The organism is Rothia nasimurium (genome assembly GCF_014217215.1).
Classification (GTDB): Bacteria; Actinomycetota; Actinomycetes; order Actinomycetales; family Micrococcaceae; genus Rothia; species Rothia avistercoris.
Genome location: NZ_CP056080.1, coordinates 2,289,528 through 2,315,160, shown reverse-complemented (window position 1 = coordinate 2,315,160; position 25,633 = coordinate 2,289,528). Strand labels below are relative to the sequence as shown.

The 25,633-nt window shown below is 56.9% G+C and carries 21 protein-coding genes; 15 read left to right on the top strand and 6 right to left on the bottom strand.

All coding sequences use genetic code 11. The features are described 5' to 3' along the window. The first annotated feature begins 4 nt into the window (after positions 1-4). On the top strand, positions 5-841 hold the full coding sequence (locus HWU94_RS10470; RefSeq protein ID WP_244955969.1) for an ABC transporter ATP-binding protein: 837 nt from the start codon (positions 5-7) through the stop codon (positions 839-841). Then, a complete protein-coding gene (locus HWU94_RS10465) occupies positions 838-2,136 on the top strand; it encodes an ABC transporter permease (RefSeq protein ID WP_185173668.1) in 1,299 nt (432 codons plus the stop codon). The genes HWU94_RS10470 and HWU94_RS10465 overlap by 4 nt, the downstream gene beginning before the upstream one ends. Positions 2,137-2,224: 88 nt before the next feature. On the opposite strand, the gene HWU94_RS10460 is transcribed toward HWU94_RS10465, so the two are convergent. Next, entirely contained in the window at positions 2,225-3,874 is a 1,650-nt protein-coding gene (locus tag HWU94_RS10460; protein WP_185173667.1) for a thiamine pyrophosphate-binding protein, read from the bottom strand. Positions 3,875-4,132: 258 nt separating this feature from the next. Here HWU94_RS10460 and HWU94_RS10455 point away from each other — a divergent pair, with 258 nt between their 5' ends. Continuing rightward, positions 4,133-5,197: a hypothetical protein gene (locus tag HWU94_RS10455; protein WP_185173666.1), complete on the top strand. Its 1,065-nt coding sequence runs from the start codon at positions 4,133-4,135 to the stop codon at positions 5,195-5,197. An 81-nt stretch (positions 5,198-5,278) separates the two neighbouring features. Here HWU94_RS10455 and HWU94_RS10450 read toward each other — a convergent pair whose 3' ends face one another. Beyond that, positions 5,279-6,055 carry a GNAT family N-acetyltransferase gene (locus HWU94_RS10450; RefSeq protein ID WP_185173665.1) on the bottom strand — a complete coding sequence of 259 codons (777 nt, stop codon included), beginning with the start codon at positions 6,053-6,055 and terminating at the stop codon, positions 5,279-5,281. Between the two features lie 98 nt (positions 6,056-6,153). Then, on the bottom strand, positions 6,154-7,200 hold the full coding sequence (locus HWU94_RS10445) for a LacI family DNA-binding transcriptional regulator (RefSeq protein WP_185173664.1): 1,047 nt from the start codon (positions 7,198-7,200) through the stop codon (positions 6,154-6,156). Positions 7,201-7,368: 168 nt separating this feature from the next. Between HWU94_RS10445 and HWU94_RS10440 the strand changes: the two genes are divergently transcribed. Then, positions 7,369-8,646, top strand: coding sequence for an MFS transporter (locus HWU94_RS10440; RefSeq protein ID WP_185173663.1), 1,278 nt, complete (start codon positions 7,369-7,371; stop codon positions 8,644-8,646). Positions 8,647-8,687: 41 nt separating this feature from the next. After that, positions 8,688-10,187 (top strand): glycoside hydrolase family 32 protein, encoded by a 1,500-nt coding sequence (locus HWU94_RS10435; protein ID WP_185173662.1) that lies wholly within the window; start codon positions 8,688-8,690, stop codon positions 10,185-10,187. Between the two features lie 100 nt (positions 10,188-10,287). Here the strand turns inward: HWU94_RS10435 and HWU94_RS10430 are convergent, their stop codons facing one another. After that, entirely contained in the window at positions 10,288-11,706 is a 1,419-nt protein-coding gene (locus HWU94_RS10430) for a sodium:solute symporter (protein ID WP_185173661.1), read from the bottom strand. A 392-nt stretch (positions 11,707-12,098) separates the two neighbouring features. Between HWU94_RS10430 and speB the strand changes: the two genes are divergently transcribed. The 10 genes from speB to HWU94_RS10380 all read left to right on the top strand — a co-directional run bounded on the left by speB (position 12,099) and on the right by HWU94_RS10380 (position 24,425). Next, positions 12,099-13,118: an agmatinase gene (speB, locus tag HWU94_RS10425; protein ID WP_185174866.1), complete on the top strand. Its 1,020-nt coding sequence runs from the start codon at positions 12,099-12,101 to the stop codon at positions 13,116-13,118. Between the two features lie 2 nt (positions 13,119-13,120). Next, complete coding sequence (locus HWU94_RS10420; RefSeq protein ID WP_244955968.1) at positions 13,121-14,392, top strand: PLP-dependent aminotransferase family protein; 1,272 nt, start codon at positions 13,121-13,123, stop codon at positions 14,390-14,392. A gap of 207 nt (positions 14,393-14,599) precedes the next feature. Continuing rightward, positions 14,600-15,685, top strand: a complete 1,086-nt coding sequence (locus HWU94_RS10415) for a Fic family protein (protein WP_185173660.1) — start codon at positions 14,600-14,602, stop codon at positions 15,683-15,685. A 138-nt stretch (positions 15,686-15,823) separates the two neighbouring features. After that, a complete protein-coding gene (locus HWU94_RS10410; protein WP_185173659.1) occupies positions 15,824-17,296 on the top strand; it encodes an ATP-binding protein in 1,473 nt (490 codons plus the stop codon). 138 nt (positions 17,297-17,434) lie between these two features. Continuing rightward, positions 17,435-17,704 (top strand): cell filamentation protein Fic, encoded by a 270-nt coding sequence (locus tag HWU94_RS10405; protein ID WP_185173658.1) that lies wholly within the window; start codon positions 17,435-17,437, stop codon positions 17,702-17,704. A 5-nt stretch (positions 17,705-17,709) separates the two neighbouring features. Next, a complete protein-coding gene (locus HWU94_RS10400) occupies positions 17,710-19,182 on the top strand; it encodes an McrB family protein (RefSeq protein WP_185173657.1) in 1,473 nt (490 codons plus the stop codon). A gap of 2 nt (positions 19,183-19,184) precedes the next feature. Further along, positions 19,185-20,639: a 5-methylcytosine restriction system specificity protein McrC gene (locus HWU94_RS10395; RefSeq protein WP_185173656.1), complete on the top strand. Its 1,455-nt coding sequence runs from the start codon at positions 19,185-19,187 to the stop codon at positions 20,637-20,639. A 98-nt stretch (positions 20,640-20,737) separates the two neighbouring features. Next, positions 20,738-21,469 carry a glycerophosphodiester phosphodiesterase family protein gene (locus HWU94_RS10390; RefSeq protein ID WP_185173655.1) on the top strand — a complete coding sequence of 244 codons (732 nt, stop codon included), beginning with the start codon at positions 20,738-20,740 and terminating at the stop codon, positions 21,467-21,469. Positions 21,470-21,546: 77 nt separating this feature from the next. After that, positions 21,547-23,040: a DUF1846 domain-containing protein gene (locus HWU94_RS10385; RefSeq protein ID WP_185173654.1), complete on the top strand. Its 1,494-nt coding sequence runs from the start codon at positions 21,547-21,549 to the stop codon at positions 23,038-23,040. Between the two features lie 218 nt (positions 23,041-23,258). Beyond that, complete coding sequence (locus tag HWU94_RS10380) at positions 23,259-24,425, top strand: cytochrome P450 (RefSeq protein ID WP_221625846.1); 1,167 nt, start codon at positions 23,259-23,261, stop codon at positions 24,423-24,425. A gap of 78 nt (positions 24,426-24,503) precedes the next feature. Here HWU94_RS10380 and HWU94_RS10375 read toward each other — a convergent pair whose 3' ends face one another. Then, on the bottom strand, positions 24,504-24,905 hold the full coding sequence (locus HWU94_RS10375) for a cupin domain-containing protein (RefSeq protein ID WP_185173653.1): 402 nt from the start codon (positions 24,903-24,905) through the stop codon (positions 24,504-24,506). Between the two features lie 84 nt (positions 24,906-24,989). Beyond that, positions 24,990-25,607 carry a lytic transglycosylase domain-containing protein gene (locus HWU94_RS10370; protein ID WP_185173652.1) on the bottom strand — a complete coding sequence of 206 codons (618 nt, stop codon included), beginning with the start codon at positions 25,605-25,607 and terminating at the stop codon, positions 24,990-24,992. Between the last annotated feature and the right edge of the window lie 26 nt (positions 25,608-25,633).

Below are 25,633 nucleotides of genomic sequence, written 5' to 3'. Positions count from 1 at the left end.
AACCATGAACCAGCAACTCATACAGCCCCCGGAACCCCTGCTCGATATGCGGGGCATCGTCAAAACCTTTAACCTGGGTGCCCCCAGCGAAATTACCGTGCTCCCCGGCATCGACTTCCACGTCAATCGCGGAGAGTTCGTATCGGTTGTTGGGCAGTCCGGATCCGGTAAGACCACCCTCATGAATATCATCGGTCTGCTGGACCGGGCCACCTACGGCCACTACACCTTTGACGGCGAGAATATCCCCAGCCTGAGCGATGACGAACTGGCCTTCTACAGGAGCCAGAACATCGGGTTTATCTTTCAGAGCTTTAACCTGATTGGGCGCATCTCGGCGCTTAAGAATGTTGAGATGCCCATGATGTATGCGGGTATGAATGCTCGCGACCGTAGGGAACGAGCCGCTTACCTGCTGGAACAGATGGGTATGGCTGACCGTATGGAAAATAGCCCGGCGGCTCTCTCTGGCGGTCAGAAACAGCGTGTAGCAATTGCCCGTGCGCTGGCTAATGACCCACCCCTGCTCCTTGCCGATGAGCCAACGGGTGCTCTCGATAGCCAGACTGGGCGTATGGTCATGGATCTCTTCCACCAGCTCAATAGGGAGCAGGGCAAGACCATTGTCTTTATTACACACAACCCAGAGCTGGCCGCAGAAACTGACCGTATCGTCACCATGGTTGATGGCCGTATCGTCACCGGTGAAGAAGCCGCCGCCCCTTACGTAAGCGCTAGCGGGCTTACCTCGCCCACCAGTGTACTTCCGGCACCGGTTGTTGGGGCGGGTATGCCCCTAGCAGAAGGTGCCCAGCCCACGTCCGAGGAGGCCCAGCCGTGAATGTGAAAGAGTCAATCAGCCTGGCCCTGGGGAGCCTACGCAATAACAAGATGCGGTCCTTCCTTACCCTTCTGGGTATCATCATGGGCATCGCATCGGTCATCGCGATTTTGACGCTGGGGCACTCCCTACAGACCCAAGCTAACCAAGCTGTTGTAAGCTCAGGCGCTAACGACCTCAATATTCAGGTGAAGCCGCGCCCCAGTGAAGATGAGAAAAACGCGCCCTCTAACCCGATGGGTGGCTACGGGATGATGGGTGGCTCATCTGAGCCGCCTACCGGAAGCTCTCTCATCAGTATTGACGATATCAACACCCTTAAAGAGGCTATGGGTGACAATATCGCCGGGATTCCGCTGGGAGGCCAGTCCTCATACAGTGTTGACCTCACCTACGGGGCTGAGACAGATTCCTCTAGCTTGGTGTACTTCATCAATATGGATTACCTGGACCTTAATCCCAAGAAAATGGTCGCAGGGCGAGCTATTACCCAGACCGATATTGATAACAAACGACCGGTCCTCATGATTTCCACCGATCAGCTTTCACTCTTTGGGGGCGACCCCGTTCAGGCTGTGGGACAAGAGGTTGAAGTGGGCGTGGGCGGCCTGAATACTACCTATGCTGTAGTCATTGGTGTATATCAGCCCGAGAATACGGGTGGCATTTTTAATATGTCAGGGCCCGGCTCGGTCTATATGCCCTATACCTTTGAGGGACAATTAAGCAGCATGAATGCAGACGGCTGGTCTTACTTGAGCGTGCGCCCGGCAGAGGGTAAAGACCTGGCCCAGGTGAAGGCTCTCCTTCAGGCTCACCTGACCAGCATGTACCGGTCGGATGAAAAGTTCATGGCGGAAATTATGGACTTCTCGGCGGCTACCCAGTCTTTCAATGATGTTCTGGCCGGAATTAGCGCAGCTATCTCGGCTATCGCCGGTATCTCGCTGCTGGTCGGTGGCATTGGCGTCATGAATATTATGCTGGTGACCGTGACCGAACGTACTCGCGAAATTGGCATCCGCAAGGCACTGGGGGCTACCCGAGGAGCTATCCGACTACAGTTCGTGGTAGAAGCTATGATTGTCTGCCTGGTTGGTGGCATCCTGGGCGTCCTGGTGGGCGGAGGGCTCGGTATGATAGGTGCCAATATGCTGGGAACCTTTGTTTTCCCGCCGCTGAGCGCGGTCGCCCTATCTCTGGGATTCTCGCTAGCTATTGGCCTCTTCTTTGGCTACTACCCGGCTAATAAGGCAGCTAAGCTCGACCCCATTGAATCCCTGCGCTACGAATAAATCTTTAGCTATAGCGCAAGAACCCCCTGTTCTTTCCGGTAACTACCAGAAAGAACAGGGGGTATTTCTTTGGGGGCCAGCGCCTGTTTTAGCGCAGGGTCTCACCAATCTTTAGGTGCACGACCGAGGGGCCGCTGGTAGCAAGAGCCTGCTGGACGGTCTCGGCCAGGGTATCCATGGTGGCTGAGAAGCCGGTGGCACCGAAGCCCTCGGCCAGTTTGACCCAGTCGGGCTGCACCAGGTCCACCGCAACGGGGGCGATGCCGCGGTCGCGCTCGTTCTGGCGGATCTCGCCGTAGCCACCGTTCTCAACGCAGATGATGGGTAGGTCGAGCTGCTGCTCAACGGCGGTCATGAGCTCCTGGATGGCAAACATGAGGGCGCCGTCACCGAGTAGGCAGACCACAGGACGCTCGGGCGCGGCTACCTTGGCGCCAATAGCGGCGGGCAGGCCGTAGCCCAGGGTGGCGTAGGTGGCCATGTAGAGCAGGGAGTTGGGGCGGGCCGCCCGGTAGAAGGTGGTGGTGCCCATGTAGGTGACCTGAGAGGAGTCACCGGCGATGATGGTGTCCTCGGGCAGGATCTCCATGATCTTCTCGTTGAGCTCTGCCAGCTCGGGTGCGATTGCACGCCCCTCGTTATCGAGGGCGTCAAAGATGTTTTGCAGGTCGCGGGGCTCGCGGGAGCCGGGGGCCAGACCGAGCTCGGCGAGGGCGTCCAGAAGCTGCGGAATGACGGCCTTGGAGTTGCCCGGCAACTCAATGTCGGGGGTGATGTTGGTCAGCATCTGGTCGCGCGTAATATCGATGCGAATGACGGGACCAGCAGGGCGGATGTCGCCGTCCCAGAGCTCCGCTTCACCGACCTTCGAGCCGATAATCAGCATGGCGTCAGCCTCACGGCAGAAGGCGTGGGCTGCGCTCAGGCGCAGGTCAGCGCCGAGGGAGAGGCGGTGCTTTTCGGGAATGGCGCCCTTGCCGTTGACCGAGGTGATGACGGGAGCTTCCAGGATTTCTGCCAGGCGCAGCAGGTCGGCTGCCGCGCCGATAGAGCCGCCACCTGCGACGATGATGGGTTTCTTTGATTCAGCCAGCATGCGGGCTGCTTCGCGCACGTCATCGACCGGAGCAGGCTGGGGCTTACCCAGAGGGCGGGCCTGAAGAATTGCGGGGTCAAGCTCAACCTCGCGTTCGAGCACGTCGAGGGGTACTTCGATGTGGATGGGGCGCGGACGGTTGTGGGCGAAGGAGCGGAAAGCGTTGTGGATGATGTCCACGGCTTCTTCGGCGGAGTTCACGCGGCGGGAGAACTCGACAATGGAGTTGACGGCGCCGGTGGGATTCTTAGTCTCGTGCAGGGCGCCGATGTCGCGGAACTCGTGACCCACGGGGCGACCGGGGGACAGGATAATCATGGGGCGCGACTCGGCATAGGCGGTGGCGGCACCCGAGAGAGAATTGAGCAGGCCGGGGCCCGAGGTGGTGATGACGACGCCGGGCAGGCCGCGGGTCAGCGACCAGCCGTCCGCCCCGTAGGAAGCGCCCTGCTCGTGGCGGGTGGTGACCGGGTGGATACCGAGTTCTTCGAGGTGGCGGTAGAACTCTAGGTTGTGGGTGCCGGGAATGCCGAAAACGGTGTCGATGCCGTAGCTGCGCAGGGTCGCCAGAATGGCATAGCCGGCGTTGCGGCGGGGCTCGGTGGTTTCACCGGAACGGTCGGGGAGTGAGGGGTGAGTCATGAGGGCCTTTCGTCGGCGTGTGGTGCGGGCTTCCGATTCAGCTTAAGGGGTGAATGTATAGATATGCGGGATTTTCGTTCCTGAAATGTTATGCGGAGCACAGTATGTTTATGAGCGGACGCCTGTGGCAGCTTGGGTGGGTCTGGCGAGCTTGGGGGTGGGTGCCCGACTTGGGATTTTACTCTGTGTAATAGAAAGGCGTTGATGGTGGGTGTTCAGTAGACTGATTAAACACATCCAGCCAACTCACAGGACACCATGCACACTCGCCACACCCGCTTTCTTGCCCTTATGACTCTCTCTGCCCTCGCTCTGGCAGGGTGCTCAGCCACTTCAACTGAGGAACCCACAAGCGAAACCTCTACCCCGACAACGGTTGCAAGTAGTTCCTCGGCAAGCGCCAGCCCTGCGCACAGTACGAGTGCAACAGCATCTCCATCTGTTTCTACCCCCTCGACGACTAGCCCGTCTGCAAGTGCCAGTGCCACGGCGTCCGCTCCCGAGCAGTCCTCACGTGCCAATGCTCCAAAGAGCGAGGTGCTCGGTGGCGGCGATCAAATCTTTGCCCACCGCTACGTGGCACTCTACGGTAACCCCGGCGGCCCGTCCCTGGGAGTGCTCGGTGAGCAGGGCCCGGCTGAATCTGTTGCCCGGGTTAAAAATCTCGCCGCTGAATACCAGGCGCACACCGACGAAAAGGTCATTCCCGCCTTTGAAATCATTACCACGGTAGCCAGCTCAGCTCCCGGGCCTGACGGCGATTACTCCGATGAAGCAACCATTGAAAGCCTACGCCCGCTTATTGATGAGGCCCGCAAAAATGGGGTCTACGTTATCTTGGACTTCCAGCCCGGCCGCAGCACCTTCACCGAGCAGGTCAAACAGTATGAAGAGCTGCTCAAGGAACCCCACGTTGGTCTGGGCATTGACCCCGAATGGCGTATTTACCCCGGGCAGGTGCACCTGCAACAAATTGGTACCGTGGATGCCTCAGAAATTAATGAAACTCTGGAGTACCTGGCGGCGCTGACCGATAAGCACCGCCTGCCCCAGAAGATGGTGGTGCTGCACCAGTTCACGCATTCCATGATTACCAATCGTGCAGCGCTTGACACGAGCCACCCGGAGTTGGCCCTTACCCTGCACGCGGACGGCCACGGCACGCCTGAGCTGAAAAACTCTACTTACCAGGAACTTATCCGCGATCTTGACCCGGCCATTAAGCCCTCGTGGAAGAACTTCTACGACGAGGACACCCCCACTCTGACTCCCGCCCAGACCTACGCCCTCACTCCCAAACCCTATGTAGTGACCTACCAGTAAATACGGCGGGGTGTGCAGGGTTTTTGGGCTCTGTGCAGGTTTTTCTGTGCACAGAGCCCAAGAAACCTGCACAAGCTGATGCTATGGCTCGGCAGGTATCTCCACTAGCCGGTACCAGCGCCCGCTTGCTCCGGTTTTTGCCCAGGCGGGGAATAGATGCGGGTCTGAGATGTGCCCGTCAGCTTCGACCGTGCTGTGCCCTGCGTCTGCTAGTTTTTCGAGGGAACGTCGCAGGCACGCCTCTAGGAGTAGTTCCCCCTGATGAGGGGCTGGGGTGGTCGTCTCCCCGCAGAGTTCAGGCTGATCACCGGGAAAAACTGCTATCACCGCACACACCTGCCCACCGGCGTCCACCGCAACCGAAGAATAGTCGTTGTAGGCTTCGGTAGCGTGGCGGGCCAGAACCGGCCGATGGTCGCCCGAGACGGGGTGCCAGCTGGCGTGCGTCCACTCATAAAAATCGACGTAGGCCTGTTCAAATTCCGGGTAGCTCACGCTTTGGGCAGAGCGGACGGACGCGTGCTCCCGCAGATTCTGCGCCGAGTCGGTGGGCATAGCGGCAGGTGGCACCATCTGAATAGTCTGGGCACCCAGCGAGTCGGCAAAGTGCAGGGCCGGCTCGCCCAGGTAGTCCCGCATGAAGAAGGGCAGGGGCGCGGACGCCTGCGCCCGCGCCTGCTGGTAGAGGGCGGTTCCTATGCCCTGCCGCCGCAGATGAGGGGCCACTGCAAGCTGGAATTCGTAGTGGGTGTGGTGGGCGCGGGCCGTCCACCAGGCAACGATTCCTACCAGTTCCTCATTGTGGTAGGCCAGGAGGCAGCGCGTGTGCTCATCGCGGGTGAAATCCTCAAAATACACGGCTTGCGCCCAGGCCGGCAGCTGCTCACGATGGCCAGCTGGAGCGCTTGAGAACTTCAGTGGTTGATGAATATGCCGAGGTGAACTCATACTGGAACCTATGAGCTCTTGGAGGGCCTGGAAACAGAATGACGCTCAATGAGAGGCATAGGAATAAGTAGCTCGTTTCCCTTTGCCTCAATCCCGTCAATGAGCTCCTGAGGTGGTTCTTGAAGTAAGACCTGGGTTGCAACCTGGCCCATTTCTGCGTAGGGCAGTCGGATGGTGGTGAGACCCGGGTGCATGTAGCTGGCCAGTTCTTCGTCGTCAAAGGAAATGACGGAAATGTCATCGGGCACGCGTAGGTTGCGCTCTTGAAGGGCGCGGTAGATACCAAAGGCAACCCGGTCGTTCGCAGCGATAAAGGCAGTGGCATCAGGGGTTTGATCCAGGATTACCTTCGTGCCCTCGTAGCCGGTCTCACTTTCCCATAGTAGGCTCCTGTACTCGTTGTGAAAAGTGAACCCTGCATGCGTCATGGCCTGGTCAATTCCTGCAATTCGGCGAGGGATGTTCATGGTCCCAGGCTCTGCGTCCAGATGCGGTGGGCGTCCGATGAATGCAATGCGGTGGTGCCCAGCATCGATTAAGTATCGGACTGCGACCTGACCTGCTTGGTGCTCATTAGGGAGGATGGACGGTATTCCGCGGGCACGGCCGTTGACAACAACAGCGGGGTGGTTTGTTGGTAGGTCTATATCGGCCAGGTCGCGAGCTTGCATGAGTCCAAGAATGTAGCCATCGACCTGCCGACTTTTCATAGACTCCAAGGTCTTAGCCCAGCGAGCCTGTTCGTGCTCTGTTTCTGCCATGAGAATCATCTGATCATGACGTTCGGCAACCTCGAGAATTCCATGGGTCATGGCTGAGGCAAAGCGTGTGGTGAGTACTTCGTCTGAGATAAAGGCGAGGGTATTAGTTTTTCCGGTACGAAGGGTCTGTGCTGCCTGGTTGGGGGAGTAGCCCAGATCCTCAGCCGCCTGCTTGACGCGTTGCACGGTTTCAGGTGAAATGCGCGCTTCTTTATTGTTGAGGACGAGGGAGACGGTTGCCTTAGAAGCGCCGGAGCGTGCTGCTACGTCGGCGAGGGTGATTCGTCGTGCCATACCTGCCTTTGATATAAGGGCTAAAGTCTTTTCTCCCTAGTGTAGAGAAAATCTTTCCCTAGTGCTGGTAAAACGTTTTATCACTGTGCTACCCTAATCTTGATAAAACGTTTTAGCACTTCTGCTGAATATAGGCAGAAGATTCAACCGTACAGACAAGGTCACGCGATGCAGGCGCTAAAAAATCCCTCATATCTTCAAAGCTCCACTACCTTTCTCCTCTTCTTTGCTTCCTGGGGGATCTGGTGGTCCTTCTTCCAAATCTGGCTCACCAACGAGGAAAAAGGCCTTGGGTTCTCCGGTGCACAGGTGGGTACTCTTTACTCAATCAACTCCATCGGTACCCTCGTCGTCATGCTCTTCTATGGCACAACTCAAGACCGTCTAGGGCTCAAGAGAAACCTGGCTATTATTGCCAGCTCGATTATGGCTCTTACTGGTCCCTTCATGATTTGGGTTTATCGGCCCCTGCTTGAATCCAACTTCATGCTCGGCGCTATCGTGGGTTCCATCGTCCTATCTTTTGGCTTCTTGGCAGCAGCCGGTCTGCTCGAGGCAATTAGTGAACGCTATAGCCGCGTCTACAACTTCGAATACGGTCAAGCCCGCATGTGGGGCTCTATTGGTTACGCCGTCGTCGCTCTCATTGCGGGTTTCCTGTTTACCATCAACCCAAACATCAACTTCTGGCTTGGCTCGTTCTTTGGTCTGCTCTGCCTGCTCGTCCAGCTCTTCTGGAAGAACGCACCCATTCCCGCAGATACCATAGCCGTTAACATCTCCCAGGCAACACCCGGTATCCGTGAGATGGTGGGCCTGCTCAAAATCAAATCTCTCTGGGCAATTATCGGCTTCGTATTTCTCTCTTGGACCTTCTACACCGTCTTTGATCAGCAGATGTTCCCCGAGTTCTATACCAACCTTTTTGAAACCCAGGAACGTGGCCAACAGATCTACGGTGTACTCAATTCTGTGCAGGTGTTTGTTGAAGCCCTCATGATGGGCCTGGTTCCCATCATTATGCGACGCTACGGTGTGAAGACCACCCTTATGATGGGAATCGGTGTCATGTTCATCCGAATCTTGGGCTGTGCTATCTTCACTGACCCGATCATCATTTCTCTTGTTAAAATGCTCCATGCACCCGAAGTGGCCCTCTGCATCCTGCCGGTCTTCCGTTACTTCACCCTGCACTTTAACCCCGCTCTCTCTGCCACCCTCTACATGGTGGGCTTCCAGATTGCCTCACAGATTGGTAACGTCATCCTCTCCCCGGTCCTCGGTTCCGTTCGGGACGCAATTGGCTACCAGCCCACCTTCTACCTCATTGCTGGCGTCGTTGCCCTCGCTTTCGTTTACGGCCTTTTCATTCTCAAGAACGATGATGAGCAGGTTGACGGCGACCCCTTCATCCGAGAATCCAAAAAATCCCCGGTAGCTGCCTAAGTCGCGTCCTGCCCAAACCCTATGCACGAAAGAGCTTAACCATGACTACCGCACACGACTCCGAAAAACTCGCTCATCAACTATTTGCTGCCGAACAAGCAAACACTGAACTAGAAGCCCAGGTCAAGCAGCGCTGGTACCCCTCATTCCATATCGCAGCTAAAGCGGGCTGGATTAATGATCCTAACGGTCTCTCTCACTACAAGGGCCGCTACCAGGTCTATTTTCAGCACCACCCCTACTCAACCCAGTGGGGCCCCATGCACTGGGGGCACGTCTCCTCGAAAGATATGGTGACCTGGCGCCGGGAGCCCATCGCCCTCGCCCCCACCCTTGAAGCTGACAGGGACGGAGTCTTCTCAGGCTCAGCCGTCACCGGCAATGACGGTCAACTGTATGCTTACTACACCGGTCATCGTTGGTCGAACGGCGTGAACGAGGACGCTGGCAGCGACCAAGTCCAGTGCCTGGCAACATCCCAGAACGCGGTTTCCTTCGAGAAAAAGGGAGTTGTAGTTGAGGGACCGATTGAACTGCCTAACTTCCGCGACCCCAAGGTCTTCCGCGAAGGGCAGAGCTGGTACATGGTCTTTGGCGCTACTTCAGTTGAAAACCGGGGGCAGGTGTGGATGTACTCATCAACCGACATGCTGACCTGGGAATTCGACCGCATTCTTTTTGAGGACCCCAACCCCGATGTGTTCATGCTCGAATGCCCTGACTTCTTCAAACTGGGCGATCACTGGGTTTTGCTTTACTGCCCCATGGGCGTGAAAAAGAAGGGGTACGCTTCGCGTAACGGGCATAACTCAGGTTACGTGGTGGGCTCTTGGGAACCTGGTGGTGACTTCGAGGTTGCTACCGATTATCGGCTAGTTGACTGGGGGCATAACTTCTACGCCCCGCAGACCTTCGAAACTCCGGACGGCCGCCGGGTTGGCTACGGCTGGATGGGCTCCTTTACCCTTCCTTTAGCTTCCCAAGCTGAGGACGGCTGGGCTGGGCAGCTGACCGTACCCCGCGAATTCACGCTGGGGCAGGACCTGATGTTGATGAACCGACCCATCACTGAGGTGGAAAAGCTACGAGGTGCAGCCCAAGATTTTGGTGCTCTCACTCTTGCTGCGAATGAACAGAAGGTTCTGACCTCTGACATTGAAACCTACGAATTTGAGGCTGTGCTTAACCTTGAGGAGAGTGACGCCGAACGGATCGGTTTCAAGATAGGTCTTGGCTCTGATGGGAGCCATGCCTTCATTGGCTATGACGATTTGGCTGAGCGCATCTTTATTGACCGTCGCCTGACGGACGGGGATGGCGGTTACCGGGCTGCCCCTGTCCCTGCTGGTGCCACACTGAAACTTCGGGTTTTAGTGGACCGCGGGTCTATTGAAATTTTTGTGAATGATGGTGCCGCATCGGTAACTTCTTTCGCTTTCTTTGGAGAGGGCCCGCGCCAGCTGGTACTGACCGCTGAGTCGGGCGCCGCCGTCCTTGACTCCTTGACCCTCTGGGAGCTGGGCACCATCTGGGAGGGCTAGACTTAACCGTTCACTGTGGGTCGTAGAAGCCTTCATAGGTAAGTGCTTCCCGCTCGCCTATGAAGGTTTCTACGACATTAGAGGTACTAAGAGCTATATGCTAGCTGTTGATTCGCTCCTGCCATGCCTTCATAACCTCGGGCGCTGTGGGCTTAGTAGCAAGTGAAGCAACCACGTAGACCACCAGCGAGGCTGCCAGACCGTAGTAAATTGGCTCGTTAGCCAGCACGCCAAAGACCGGCATGCAACCCAGTGTCACCAGGGAACCTACTGCCATAGAAAGAGCAGCGCCCATGCCAGTGCCGCGCTTCCATACCAGGCCACCCAGAATCGCAACCATCAGGCCGCCCACCAGGATGTCGTAGGCAATGGTCAAAGAGGTGACGGTATCGGTCAAGAAAATGGCGATAAAAGTAACCAGCACACCCAAGACCAGCAGGTAAAGACGGTCAGCCTTAAGGGTGGCATCGGTTTCCTCGCCCTCCTCAAGTGCCGGACGCCCGGTGATAAAGGGAATCACATCTACACGGGCTACGGTCGCGGACGCAATCAGGGCACCCGAAGCCGTTGACATCATCGCAGCTACACCGGCTGCCAGCACGATGCCGCCCACGCCCACAGGCAGGTAGTTCTGAGCGATAGCCGCGAAGGCGTCGTCCTGATTCTCAAGCTGAGGGGCCAGCACCGCAGCTGACATGCCAATGACCGCACCGGCTACACCGTAGAGAGCGATGTAGATACCGGCGCTCGCACCACCCCAGCGGGCCACCTCGGGGGAGCGGGCCGAGAAGACGCGCTGCCAGATGTCCTGGCCAACCAAAATACCCAGGGTATAAATCACGAACATGGTGATGATGGAGTTCATGCCCATAGAACCTAACTGGAAGAACTCGGCGTCCAAGCGTTCAGTGAGCCCCTGCCAGCCTCCAGCCTGGCTCAGAGAGAAGGGCAGCATCAGCAAGAACATGCCCACGGTCATAATCGCGAACTGCATCATGTCGGTCAGGGTAATGGACCACATGCCGCCGAGCAGCGAGTAACCAATGACCACCAGGGAGCCGAGCAGAATAGCCCAGGTGCGATCCATATCGAACATCACGCGGAAGATTGAAGCGTAGGCGGCGGTTGATGTCACCGCAATCATGACGGTGTATGCCAGCATGACAATAGAAGAAACCTGAGTAGCTCGTACCCCATAGCGCAGGGAAAGCATCTGCGAGACGGTATAGATTTTGAGGCGCGAGATAATGGGCGCAAAGAGCAGGGAGAGCAGCAGAACGCCAGCGGCAATAGCGACTACCAGCCACATACCTGACAGGCCGTAGGTATAACCCAGGCCAACGCCGCCCACGGTAGAGGCACCACCTAATACAACGGCGCTCATGGTGCCGGTGTACAGTACGGGGCCCAGGCGGCGGCCGGCGACACGAAAGTCCTCGGCGTTCTTAGCCCGGCGTTTACCCACGTAGCCAAAGAAGACCAGGGCTGCCAGATAGAGCAGGATAATAGCGAGATTCATAGAAGCTCTTTCCAGGGAGTGTGATGTGGGGAATAGTGAAAGTATAAACCGTACCATGATTTTTTAACTTCATTTTCTGCAAACTTATGCACCTGTGCGCGGTGGTGGATAGGTGAGGACGCTTGCCCCCGCTTGGCTACCACCGGTGGGTTAGCATAGCTTTACTGACCGGTGAATAAGTATCAGAATCGCACGCGCGGTCGCGGTTAAAACTGCCCCGCCGCTGCTGCGCAGGCGGGTTATAGTGGTAGCGATTCTAGTGTGCCCGGCCACACCGGCGCAGGGCTCGCCCCGCGCCTAACCTGCCCCGCGCACTGAGCTAGCTACCAGCGTCCTAACCCCTTGGAGAACCCGTGACTCAAGCCTTCTTCTCAGCTGACCCCAACCGCGTCATCGCCACCGGCGCCGACGGCGTCGAACGCGTCGGCCCCGTCAACGCAGCCGAAGTACCCCGCTGGGCCGGCCTTGCCACCTTCGCCCGCCTGCCCCGCCTCGACGAGGTTGAGAAAGCCGATATCGTGGTGGCAGGTATGCCCTGGGACTCTGGCGTCTCCTACCGCCCCGGAGCCCGCTTCGGCTCCAACCACGTGCGCGAGTCCTCCCGCCTGCTGCGCCCCTTCAACCCGGCCGCCAACATCTCCCCCTTTAAAGAAGCCCAGGTAGCCGACGCCGGCGACATCATCGGCAACCCCTTCAACATCGAAGAAGCCCTCGCCATGTTCGAGGCCGGTGCCCACGAACTCACCAAGGACGGTGCCCGCCTGGTCACCATCGGCGGCGACCACACGATTGCGCTTGCCAACCTGCGCAACCTGGCCAAGAAGCACGGCAAAATCGCCCTGCTGCACTTCGACGCCCACCTGGATACCTGGGACACCTACTTCGGCGCAGAATACACCCACGGCACCCCCTTCCGCCGTGCCTTCGAAGAAGACCTGCTCGACACCGACGCCCTCTGCCACGTGGGCACCCGCGGCCCCCTCTACGGCACCGAAGATCTCGAGGACGACGCCCGCTTCGGCTTCGGCATCGTCACCAGCGCGGACGTCTACTACCTGGGTGTGCAGAAGGTCGTTGAGCTGCTGCGGGAGCGCATTGGCGATAAGCCGCTCTATGTTTCCATCGACATCGACGTGCTCGACCCCGCCCACGCACCCGGCACTGGCACCCCCGAAGCGGGCGGCATTACCTCCCGCGAACTGCTCGAAATTCTGCGCGGCCTGCGCGGCCTCAACCTGGTGGGCTCCGAGGTTGTTGAGGTGTCCCCGGCCTACGACCACGCCGAACTGACCGGCATCGCTGCCGCCCACACCGTCTACGAACTTATCTCCCTGCACGCCGCCGGGGCAGGTGCTGAGCCGACCTCACCGGCATCCGGCGTCGCCGACATTACCTACGGTGGCAAGGAGTAACCATGAGCAAGATTGCAGCTCTACTAGCTGAAGCTAACCCTGCCGAAGCCCGCATTATGCGCCACTTCGCTGACCGCGCTGCCGGGTTCCGCCCGTCCGCCGTGCGCGATGTTTTTGAGGTAGCTATGCGCCCCGGCATTATCTCCCTAGCCGGTGGCAACCCCGACCTCGACCTGCTGCCCCTTGACCGACTCGGAGCCATGAGCGCCCGCATTATCGAAGAAGAGGGCCTGGAAGTTCTGCAGTATGGCTCAGGTGCTGGCCTGGAAGCCCTGGCCGAACTGGTCTGCGAGTTCATGGAGTCCGAGGGTGCCCGCCCTGCGGTCGATGACATTCAGATGACCGCGGGCTCCCAGATGGGTCTAGACCTTGCCACCAAACTCTTCGTCAACCCCGGCGACGTGATCCTGGCTGAGGGCCCCACCTACACCGGCGCCCTGGGCGTCTTCGAGGGCTACCAGGCGGACGTCCGCCAGGTACCCCTGGACGCGGACGGCCTCGACCCGGCCGCCGTCGCCCGGGCCATTGAAGAGATCCGGGCCGAGGGCAAGCAGGTCAAGTTCCTCTACACCATCCCCAACTTCCAGAACCCCACCGGTATCTCCCTGTCGGATGAGCGCCGCGCCGAGCTGGTGCGCGTCTGCCGCGAAGCCGACGTGCTGATCGTTGAGGACAACCCCTACGGCCAGCTCTCCTTCACCGGGGAACGCCGCCGCTCCCTCTATTCTCTGGACCCTGAGAACGTGCTCTACCTGGGCTCCTTCTCGAAGGTCTTCTCGCCCGGCGTGCGCGTGGGCTGGATGGTCGCCCCCTTCCGCGTGCGGAAGTTCCTGCAGATTGCGGGTGAGGCCGTGACGATTTGCCCGTCGGTGCTGTCGCAGCGCCTGGTGCTGGGCTTCATGAGCGAGGGCCTGTGGGAGTCCCATACCCGCGCCACCGCTGCCCTGTATGAGGCCCGCTGCAAGGCCGTGCTGGACGCCTGCGAAAAGTACATGCCCGAGGGAACCACCTGGACGGTGCCCGAGGGCGGCTTCTTCACCTGGCTGACCCTGCCGTCCGGCGGCAAGTACGAGGACGCGACGGACGCCCTCGCCCCCGCCATCGAGGCCGGTGTGGTCTTCATTCCCGGCTCGGCTTTCTATGAGCCGGTGGTGGGTTTAGATGGTGTTTCGCGCAACCCCGGCGCCAACCAGCTGCGTATCGCCTTCTCGGCGATTGAGCCGGACGCCCTGACCGAGGGTGTGCGACGGTTGGCTGAGGTGCTGAAGGGCTAAAGCCCTTTGTCGAATGCGTGCAGGGTTCTTGGGGTGTGTACAGAGTTTTCCCTGCACACACCCAAAGAGCCCTGAGCGGGTGGGGGGCGACCCTGGAACCTGTCAAAAGATTGAGCATGTGACTTGGATCTGTCAAAAAATCCAGAAATTTTTGACATATCAGCGGTTTTTGGGGCTTATATGTCAAAAAATGGGTAGATTTTGTACATGACCTGGTCTGCTGATGAACCCTACAACGATCTGCCACTGCTACCGCCAGTCGACTACGTGGAAACTACCCGCGTACTCAAGGCGGTCATCGAGGCGCGGGCAACTATAGCCGGGTTGAACGAGGCCCTGATGTCCCTGCCTAATCCGGGTATCTTCCTGCATTCTCTTGCCCTACTTGAGGCCCAGGCAAGCTCTGAAATCGAGAACATTGTAACTACCACCGACGAACTCTTTAAGGCAGCAACGATATCAACGGAGGCTAGCGGAGCGACCAGGGAGGCCCTGCGCTATCAAAAAGCCCTCTTTGCTGGACTTGAAGCGATGAGGGAGCGTCAGGGTATTATCACTGCTAACACTGCCCGGGAAATCTGCAGTACTATCCGTGACGTTGATACCCGGGTCAGACACGGGGACGGCGTGTATATCGGTAACCCGGTAACTCGCCGTCGTATCTACACCCCGCCCCAGGGTGCTGACGTGATTTCTGAGAAACTACGCAACTGGGAAGAGTTCGTGAACTCTGCTGATAGCTTTGACCCACTGGTGAAGGTTGCGCTTGCCCATTATCAGTTTGAGGCTATCCATCCTTTCGATGATGGCAACGGGCGCACCGGGCGAATTCTGAACGTGCTGATGCTGGTATCTTCCGGGCTTTTGAGCGAACCTATTCTTTATATTTCTCAGAGCATCATTGCCCAGAAGAATGACTACTACCGCCTCTTGAATGCGGTGACCTCTGAGGGGGCCTGGGAAGACTGGACGCTCTACATGGTTGAAGCCATGCGGATAACGGCGGTGAGTACTCTGCAGAAGATTAAGCAGATTCAGGCCTTGCAGGAGCAGGTGAAAGAACGGGCTAGCTCTCAGATGCCGCTAGGTGTAGTGGATGTTCTTTTCGAGCAGCCCTACTGCCGTATTAAGGACGTGGTGGGCCGATGCTCGGTGACCCGCCAGACCGCAACCAAATACCTGGGGGAGCTTGTCTCAGCCGGGGTGCTGCGGGAAGAAAAAGTCGGTAGAGAGAAGCTCTTCGTGAATGAAGGGCTGATGGAAATTTTGAAGAGTGACGTAGTGAAAGGGTAGAACTCCTTGTCGTATTCGCTCTGTGCCGGTTTATCGCTGCATACGGCCTGAGGGGTCTGCGCGGATTGATAGGGGAGATGTACATTGAAATGTGCAAAACCATGTACATCATGTATATAAGTGTGTATATATGTACATATGGAATGGACATTAGAACATCTCAATGAGACCCTGAACCGGCTCAGAACCTACGGTTCCGAAGAACCCCGCCTCGAAATTAAAAAGGCAACGGAAGGCTACCCCACCAGCATCCCTGAAACCCTCTGTGCCTTCTCCAATATGCCTGACGGGGGAACCCTTATCTGCGGTATCGATGAAGCGGAGAACTTCTCCGTTGTTGGAGTCTATGACATAGATGAACTTGAAAAGTCCATTGCCTCTGCCCTGCGAAACTCTTTGACCCCTAAGGGGAACGCCACCTTTGATCGCATAACAGTGGGTGATGCTGCCGTCCTCATCGTGAGCGTTGCGCCCCTCCCCCTGGTTGACCGCCCCTGCTATTACCGGGGCAAGGCCTACATGCGCTATTCCGACGGCGACTACGCCATGGACGACTACGAGATTACCCGTGTTCTGGCTGCACGGGAACGCAGGCAGCATGACCTTGAAGCGGTTGCTCACACGAGCCCTGAAGACCTCGACAGGCGGTACACTGAAAAATTTGTTTCAGCTGCCCGGCATACTTCGCAACGGCTGAGTCAGATAGACGACAAGGTCGTGCTTGCTCGCAAAAGCGTTACTACAGCAAACCACCGACAGCTGACCCTGGCTGGCTTGTATGCCCTGGGTAACTACCCGCAGCAGTTCTACCCTGCTCTCAAAGTTTCTGGGTGGGTTGAAGATGAGGTCTTGCGTAACGCAGACAAGTTAGAAGCTGACGGCCCCTTGGTAGAGATGCTGGAGCAAACCCTGCAATGGTTAGTAAGAAATCTTCGTTTTTCTGTGGTTCCTGATGGTCAGGGAGGGCTGAAAAATCAGCCTGAGATTCCGCTCATTGTGCTTCGTGAGCTGGTGGCGAATGCTCTGGTTCACCGTGCCCTTGACGCTGATACTGCCTACGCGAAAGACGTTGTTATTCGGGTTTATCGCAATCGCATTGTTATCACTAACCCTGGAGGATTATGGGCTGTGACTACTGCCAACCTTGCTCAACCGGGGCACAAAACTGCGGTTAATTCTGCCCTCTATGAAATTTGTAAACTTGCTCAGATTTCTGATGGTTCCAGGGTGATTGAGGGTGAAGGGAACGGTATTTTTGAGGCTCAAAAGGCCATGCGGCAGGCCGGTCTGCCGCCGCTGGAGTTTGTAGATAAGGGCTTCCAATTTACTGTGATTATTCGGCGCCCTTCGATGGACGTGCAGAAGGACGAAGTAGCTCAGCTTCTTGAGTCTGGGCAGGACGGTGCGCCTCTGGAGCTTGCAGAAACTGAGCAGAAAATCTACTCTTATCTGCTCCAGGGTGGCGATCGAACCGTCGCAGAAATTATGGAGGGGCTTCAGCTGACCCGCCGGCAGGTTGCCTACAATCTCGGTAAGCTCAAGGACACTGGGCTCATTAGCTCTTCTCATGTTCCTGGGAAGCGTGGGGCTGTCTATGGTGTTGTCGGGTAGTTCTCAGCAGGTGGAAGTAGCTGTCTAGCGCGGAACCTGTCAAAAACACGAAAATTTTGAAATATCAGCAGTTTTGAGGGCCTATACGTCAAAAAATCGATAGATTGTGCACATGACTTGGTCTGTTGGACGCTGTACATGGTTGAGGCTATGCGGGAAACCACGGTGCAGACTCTGGCAAAGATTAAGCAGATTCAGGCCCTTCAGGAGCGGAGTGTAGTGGTGGTTCTCTTTGAACAGCCCTACTACCGCATTAAGGACGTGGGGAACCGCTATGTGGTAACCCGCCAGACCGCAACCAAGTACCTGGGAGAGCTTGTCTCAGTCGGGGTTCTGCGGGAAGAAAAGGTTGGTAGAGAAAAGCTCTTCGTGAACGAGGAGCTGATGGAAATTCTCAGAAAAGGATAGTGTAAATGTTTGGTGTGTTAATTCTTGGAAATATAGAGAATGTAGAAAATTTAAAAGACATTAAATTGTCAAAAGATAATCATAGTATTAGATTTTTGCGGGTTCCAAAAGGTGAAGAGGGTTTTCAGTCAGGCATATTGAATGATTTTCATTTTTGGAAGAATAAGTTAGAGGAAATCCCTGTTTTTGTAACGAGTGAATTTAAAGTGGAAGAGGACTTTTCTTGGGTTCCTAATGATTCCTCCGGGCGCCAGAATCTAATGATTGAAAGTTCCGCAATGGATAATCGGGTTTATGTTGGAAATATTGTTATTAAAGAGTATGACCTAGAAAGTCACAGTTTTCTCATTGATTTTGAGAAGAATGCTAATTACGACTTGCTCAGGCTGTCGGATATATCTTATTCTTATTATGATCTATTTGATAATTTTCTGGGAAAGCTTTGGTTTCATCATACTCATTTTTCTATTTATAATAAATCGATCGATGATTTTTTAAAAAAATTTGAAATTTCTAGCACGTTTCATATCAACGGTCCTTTACGTGATCTGGAGGACAAGTTGAATATTATTGTTGATGGCGTCGCTGGTTCTGGCAAATCTCATATGCTGCAGGAACTCCGCACTAGCAAATCCTACGGCGACAACGGTAGCCGTATTGAAGTTGTGGTCTTCCACCCCTCCACTTCATATGAAGAATTCGTTTCCGGTATCCGCCCTAACTTCAGTAAGCAGGCAGGTGAGAGCGATTTTGTGACCCAAGAGGGAACCTTCGTACAGATGTGCAACAGGGCAGCTCAAGATCCTGATAACGCTTACCTGCTCTTCATCGACGAAATCAACCGTGCTAATACTGCCCGAGTCTTCGGTGACCTCATGTTGGTCCTTGAAAAGAGCAAACGCCAAGAGTTTAAAGACCTGGCAGAAGAAGGCAGAGACGGCGCCCTCTTTGAATCCTCTGTTCAAGAAATGCCGGGTGAATACGTCCGCCTGCAAACCCCCATCTTCAAGAATGGCAAAGAATATAACAAGCTGGCAGTGCCCACTAACCTGCACGTCCTGGGCACCATGAACACCACCGACCGTTCCGTGGGCACCATTGACCTGGCCCTGCGCCGCCGCTTCCACTGGGTCACCCAGCACCCCTTCACCGCAGAAGAACTGCAAGAGGCAATGGAAGAAAACGGTGAAGATTACCCTGAAGATATTGCATCTTGGTACGAGAACGCCAACACTATTTTGCTCAATCAGGTTGGCCCTGACGCCCGCCTGGGCCACGCCTATTTCTTCGGCAAGGACGGTGACGCGGAAGCTATCGCTGAAGCCCTGCTCAACCAGCTCAAAGAAGTTGCCTTTACCTTCAATATCAGCCAGACCATCCTCGATGCAATTGGCCCTGTACACGGCCAAAAAATCATCACACGAGGTACTGGTCTCGGTGCCCGCCCCGACATCGTTGATGAGTCATACCAGGGTTAGGTATGAGCAACCACGAGGAAACCTGGCAGGCCCCACTCCGCTACTTCCAAGCCAGCAAACTGGGCAATGGGGTGGGGCTTACCGTGCTACAACGAGAAGTTCCAGAAGGGGAGAAGTGCAGAACTCTTACCATCCATATTCTTCCCAAACTATGGAGGGACGAGGGTACATACGATACGGTTTTCACCCTACCCGAAGGCATCAGCACAGAAACCTTTCATACCTTTGTCTACGAAATGGACGTCATAGCCCTTGACGAGAGCTGGGCCTCCCATTTCTCAAGGGTTGCACCAGCACAACTTCAAGAACAATCAGCAGATGAAGAAGAGGAAGGCGCAACCGACCCTCTCTGGTCAGAAACCAGAAGTCGGCCGTACACTGAACCGCTCGGCGTCCTCAATACGGGCCATGCCAACACCCTCTGGGAGCTCATCAACACCTACGGCATGAGCCCCGTGCCACTGGCTGACAAAATCGACCTTCCACCTTCTGGCGTCTCTATCTTGCCCGATGTTCCTGAACTGAAAATTCAGTTTTACCGGCAATTTCTGCGGCAGGCCGAAGGGGCTGTCAGGCAACGCAAGCCTGTCTTCCTGCAAACCCAAGATGAACTGAACTTTGTGCGCGGGCGCATGGTGCCCCAGGGTCTAATTAAGCGCAAAATCTACCATCGAGTGCCTGTGCTCTGTGAGTTCGATTCACTCACTGCCGATAACCATATCTGGCAGGTAATTCGTGCTGCGGTGCAAGTAACTGGACAGGTAGAAGACCGGTACCTACAGGCCTATTCTGTGGAGATCGACGCTCACCTTCGAGATGTAGGAATCAAAACTTCAGCAGAGCTTTTGGGTAGGAGACTGAGTTCTACAGAGCTTTCCCGCATCGGCTCTCCGCTTAGAAAAGCCTACCTTTTGGCCCGTTCCATTCTGGCCATGCAGTTGGGCGTAGGGTTTGAAGAACCAACCTACGCAGGTGGTGTTATCGCTAACCTTAAGGTGGTTTCTAGCGACCTTTGGGAAAAGATTGTTGCGGATTATGTGCGGCAAAGTATTCCACAGGCTGAAGTGGAAGAACAGTCTAACCTTCATCTCTATTACAGGGCTGATGGTACGCCGGCGGCCAAAGCTAAGAAACCTGATATTGTGCTCAAGCACGGTGACAAAACCGTCGTTTACGACGCCAAGTACAAGAAGCTCCGTGGAAAGAACATCGATGACGCTTTGATGGGGGACCAGTACCAGCTTGCCACCTACGCCTACCGTCTAGCCGCTGACGCCTTCCTGGTCTACCCCCATAAACCAGGGCAGGAGCCGCTACACAGTGAGTTCTACTTGTCCAAGCCTGGAAGCCCAGCCAGCGGCAGGCTTGACCTTGAGGCGCTGAGTCACCGCATCGGCGTCCTTTCCCTGCCCTTTCCCGGTCCTGAGAGTCATATCCAACCTGTGCAGGGTTCTTAGCGCTTGTGCAGGGAAAACCCTGCACACAGCCCAAGAACCCTGCACAGAGCTCTATGGCGGGGTGTCTTCTGCTGGCCGTCCTGTTCCATACTGGTGCCATGCGTATTTTTGCTCACCGCGGGGCGTCCGGAACCCGCCCTGAAAACACCCTCGCCGCCTTCACCGCCGCCGCTGACTCCGGCGCAACCTGGGTCGAAACCGACGTTGACATCGCCGCCTGCGGCACGCCCGTCCTGCTGCACGACACCGACCTCGACCGCACCACCAACCTCACCGGCCCCCTCTACGGCTACACCGCCAAGCAGCTTTCCGGGGCGGACGCCGGCGCCTGGTTTTCGCCCGACACGGCGGGGGAGGCGGTGCCCACCCTGGCCCAGCTGATTGATTTGGCTAATGAGCGCGGGCTCAACCTTAACATCGAACTGAAATCCAACGAGCAGGGGGCGGAGCGTTCCCGCCTGCTGGTTGACCGGGTCTTTGAAGAGCTTGCCCGCCTGCAGCCGGGGCGGGAGGTGATTGTCTCCTCCTTCAACCACCTGCTCCTGGCCGAGTTTAAACGCTGCGCCCCGCAGTGTGCGGTGGGGGCCCTCTTCGTTACCGAGATGTTCCAGCCTGACTGGCGCTCCGTTCTAGAACTCATCGACGCCAGCGCCGCCCACCTGGAAGACCGGGGCCTGACCCGCGCGACCGTCCGCGCCCTGCGCGAAGCCGGATACGAGGTCAATGTCTGGACGGTCAACAGCCCCGCCCGCGCCAACGAGCTCAAAAACTGGGGCGCCACCGGCGTCTTCACTGACTATCCCGAGCGGCTGTTGCACCTCGAGAAGTAAAGCGTGCCCGCCCTCACCGCCGCCACGCGGTCGGGGCGCGGGCGTCCGCTCCCTTGGACTTGATAGGCTTGAATTCCATGGTGAACAAAATTGGTTTTGACCGTGAGAAGTACATCGAGATGCAGTCTCGACATATCCAGGAGCGCCGCGAAGAAATCGGCGGCAAGCTCTACCTCGAAATGGGTGGCAAACTCTTTGACGACATGCACGCCTCCCGTGTGCTACCCGGCTTCACACCTGACAACAAGATTGCGATGCTGGAGCAAATCCGCGATGAGGTAGAGATTCTCATCTGCCTCAACGCCAAGGACCTGCAGCGCAACAAAATCCGCGCCGACCTGGGCATTACCTACGAGGACGACGTGCTCCGCCTGGTCGACGTCTTCCGTGAGCGCGGCTTCCTGGTCGAGCACGTGGTGCTCACCCAGATGGAGGACGACAACGCCAAGGCCGTTGCCTTCAAGCAGCGCCTGGAGCGTCTGGGTCTGAAGGTTTCGCGTCACCGCGTCATTCCCGGTTACCCCACCAACACCGACCTGATCGTGAGCGAGGACGGCCTGGGTCGCAACGAGTTCGCTGAAACCACCCGTAACCTGGTGGTTGTTACCGCCCCCGGCCCCGGTTCTGGCAAGCTGGCAACCGCCCTGTCGCAGGTCTACCACGAGAACAAGCGCGGTGTGAAGGCTGGCTACGCCAAGTTCGAGACCTTCCCCATCTGGAACCTGCCCCTGGAACACCCGGTTAACCTGGCCTACGAGGCTGCGACCGTTGATCTCGATGACGCGAACGTTATCGACCATTTCCACTTGACCGCCTACGGCGAGTCCACCGTCAACTACAACCGCGACGTTGAGGCTTTCCCGCTGCTCAAGGTGTTGCTGCAGAAGATGACCAGCACTACCCCCTACCAGTCGCCCACCGACATGGGCGTGAATATGGCCGGTAACTGTATCACCGATGACGCCGCCTGCCGTTATGCCTCTGAGCAGGAGATTATCCGCCGCTACTTCAAGGCCCTGGTGGACGAGGCCCGCGGCGGCCTGGATTCCACCCAGTCGGATCGCGCTGCCGTGGTCATGGCCAAGGCCGGTATTAAGGCAACTGACCGCCCGGTTGTCACCCCTGCCCGTCTGCGCGAAGAAACCACCGGTGCCCCCGGTGCGGCGATCGAGCTGGCAGATGGAACCATTATCACCGGTAAAACCACCGACCTGCTCGGCTGCTCGGCTGTTGCCCTGCTCAACGCCCTCAAGCACCTGGCTGGTCTGGACGACAACAAGCACCTGCTATCCAACGAGGCCCTGGAACCCATCCAGCGCCTGAAGACCCTGCACCTGGGTAGCCAGAACCCCCGCCTGCATACCGACGAGGTACTGATTGCCCTCTCAACCTCTGCGGCTCACGATGAGGACGCCCGCGCCGCCCTTGAGCAGATTAAGAACCTGCGTGGGGCTGATGTGCACACCACCACCATTTTGGGTTCGGTGGACGAGGGGATCTTCCGCTCCCTGGGCATGCTGGTCACCTCTGACCCCAAGTTCCAGAAGAAGGCCCTCTACCAGAAGCGCTAGGCTTCCCCGGTAGGGCTTCTGAGTAAGGACGCCGCCACCTGCACCCCTGCCCTGAGGCAGGAAAGCGGGTGGCGGCGTCCTTGTTTAAGGTCTGCGGGTTAGCTGGTGTGGCCAAGTATACGAAGGTGGTGGGTGTATTTTCTGTGTAGGTCTGATAGTTTCGAAATAGAAATATATTGCATATCTAATACTAATTACCGCTATGTTAGGGGAGAATCATGACTCAACAAACTGAAGAAACATACTATGACTGGAACTCCCGTTCACCTGAGGTGCAAGCAGATCAGATTGCTGCTTACGACTCTATGCGCACCCGGTGCCCCGTTGCTCACGATGAGTTTATGGGCTACACCCTCTTCAAAAATGAAGATATCCGGTATGCCCTTGAACATCCTGAACTGTTCTCTAACCGGGTATCGACCCGCCATATAGCGGTTCCCAACGGAATGGACGCACCTGAACACACTGCTTTCAGGGCTATCAACGATAAGTACTTCACTCCAGAGCGTATGCAGGCTTTTGAGCCGCAGATTCGTGAAGTGGTGCGGCAGCTTGTTCGTGATACTCCTCGTGGTGAGACGATAGACATTATGGGTGAGTTTGCTACTCGCTATGCCATGAGAGTGCAAAATGCTTTTATGGGGTGGCCAGAGAGTCTTGAAGAAGCCCTTATTGCCTGGATGAACAAGAATCGGTCGGCCACCCTCAAGCGTGACCGTGCTGAAATCGCTGCAGTCGCTTTAGAATTTGACGGCTACATTCGCGACCTTCTGAATGAACGGCGGGCGAACCATGAAATTCAGGATGTCACAGCCGAGCTTCTGCAGGACCTTGTTGAACTGCCGGGGGAACAGCCTCGCGTCATGACGGACGAAGAGATTGTCTCCCTTATCCGAAACTGGACTGTTGGTGAGCTGTCGACGGTTTCGGCCATCGTGGGGGTCATCGTGAACTTTTTAGGTAAGAATCCGAACGAGGCTAACCGTTTGCGGCAGTATCCTGAACATATTGGTCATGCTGTTGAAGAGATTTTACGCTTGGAAGATCCCCTTGTCGCTAACCGCCGCGTGACGACTGCGGATGTTGAAGTGGGCGGTCGGATGATCCCTGCCGGGTGCCCGGTGACACTCAACTGGACGTCGGCTAACCGTGATGAGGAGGCCTTTGAATATGCCCTGGACTACCGACCTGATCGTGACCAGTCTATGAATCTGACGTATGGCGCGGGGATTCATGTGTGTCCTGGTGCGCCCCTAGCTCGGTTAGAGTTGCGCATTCTGGTTGAAGAGTTACTTGCGGCGACGGAGTCAATCATAGTCGAGTCTACTGAGAATGCTCAGTTCCCGGTGGCTGGGTACTCCTCGGTGAAGGTTGTCATAAGGTAGGGGAGAGCCAGTAGCAGCCACAGACTATCCGGGTAGCCAAAGTGCTACCCCGGATAGTCTGTGGCTGCCTTCGCTCTTTTATCCGGTGTAGGTGGCGTCGTCGACGGGGGCACCCCAGTTGACGAATTCGCCGTCCTCGTTGAAGGGGGTGACGGCGATGTGGGTCATGGGCCCGTCGCTGGTGGCGCCGTGCCAGTGGTTGACGCCGGGTTCGAAGAAGAAGGCTTCCCCGGGCTTGAGGGTTTTGGGTTCCTGGCCTTCGAGCTGATAGACGCAGATGCCTGAGGTCACCACGATGAGCTGGCCAACGTCGTGGGTGTGCCAGTTGGTGCGGGCTTCAGCCTCGAAGGTAACGGCTAGCGACTGGAGCTGGCTGCTGGGCGCCAGCGGGTGCATATATGCTTGGCCGGTGAAAGAGCCGGCAGGGGCGGGCTTGCCCTGCGGGAAGAGCTGATCTGAGGGAACGGACGAAGCGGTCACGGGAATCTCCTTAATGGTTAGGTTTTCCCATTATCGCCCACAGAAGCCAAAACATGTATAACAGATGTTTATTTTACGGCTCCCCTAGCGCACCAGGGTAGCCTGCTTGAACTCGGGGTCAGGCGCGCAGGTGACCGCGTATTTAGTGGCGGCGAGCTCGTCAATTTTGACCACGTAGTTCTGGGTCTCAAAGTAGGGTGGGATACCGCCGTATTCCTCGACTGCGCCGGGCCCGGCGTTGTAGCCAGCTAGAACAATATCCTGAAGCGAAGCTTCATCCGATACATAGGGGACTAGGCGCTCGGAAAGGTAGGCCAGGTAGCGGCCCTGGGCGGCGATGGAGTCTTCGGGGCTGTTGATATCGCCCTCGCCCCAGATGTCCCAGGTATCTTGGGTGAACTGGGCTAGACCGTGGGCGCCTGCGTGGGACTGGGCGGTGGTGACCCAGCCTGACTCGGTTTCGAGCTGGGCTGCCAACACGCCTGCGCGGAGGCCGGCGAGCTGGGCGGCAGCTTCAATGTCGTCCCGTAGCTCTGTGGGGGCGTAGGTTAGGTCGGTCTGCCCGCAGTAGTCCTCGTAGGTAGCAGAAAGCCCCGCGATACCGGCCGACATCAGCACTGCCGATGCCACAATTTGCCAGTGCGCGACCAGCCCCGCGCCGATGCGCAGGGCGAGGTTGGGCTTGGTGCGTTCACTTGTCATCAGGTCAAGATTACTGGAAAACTTTC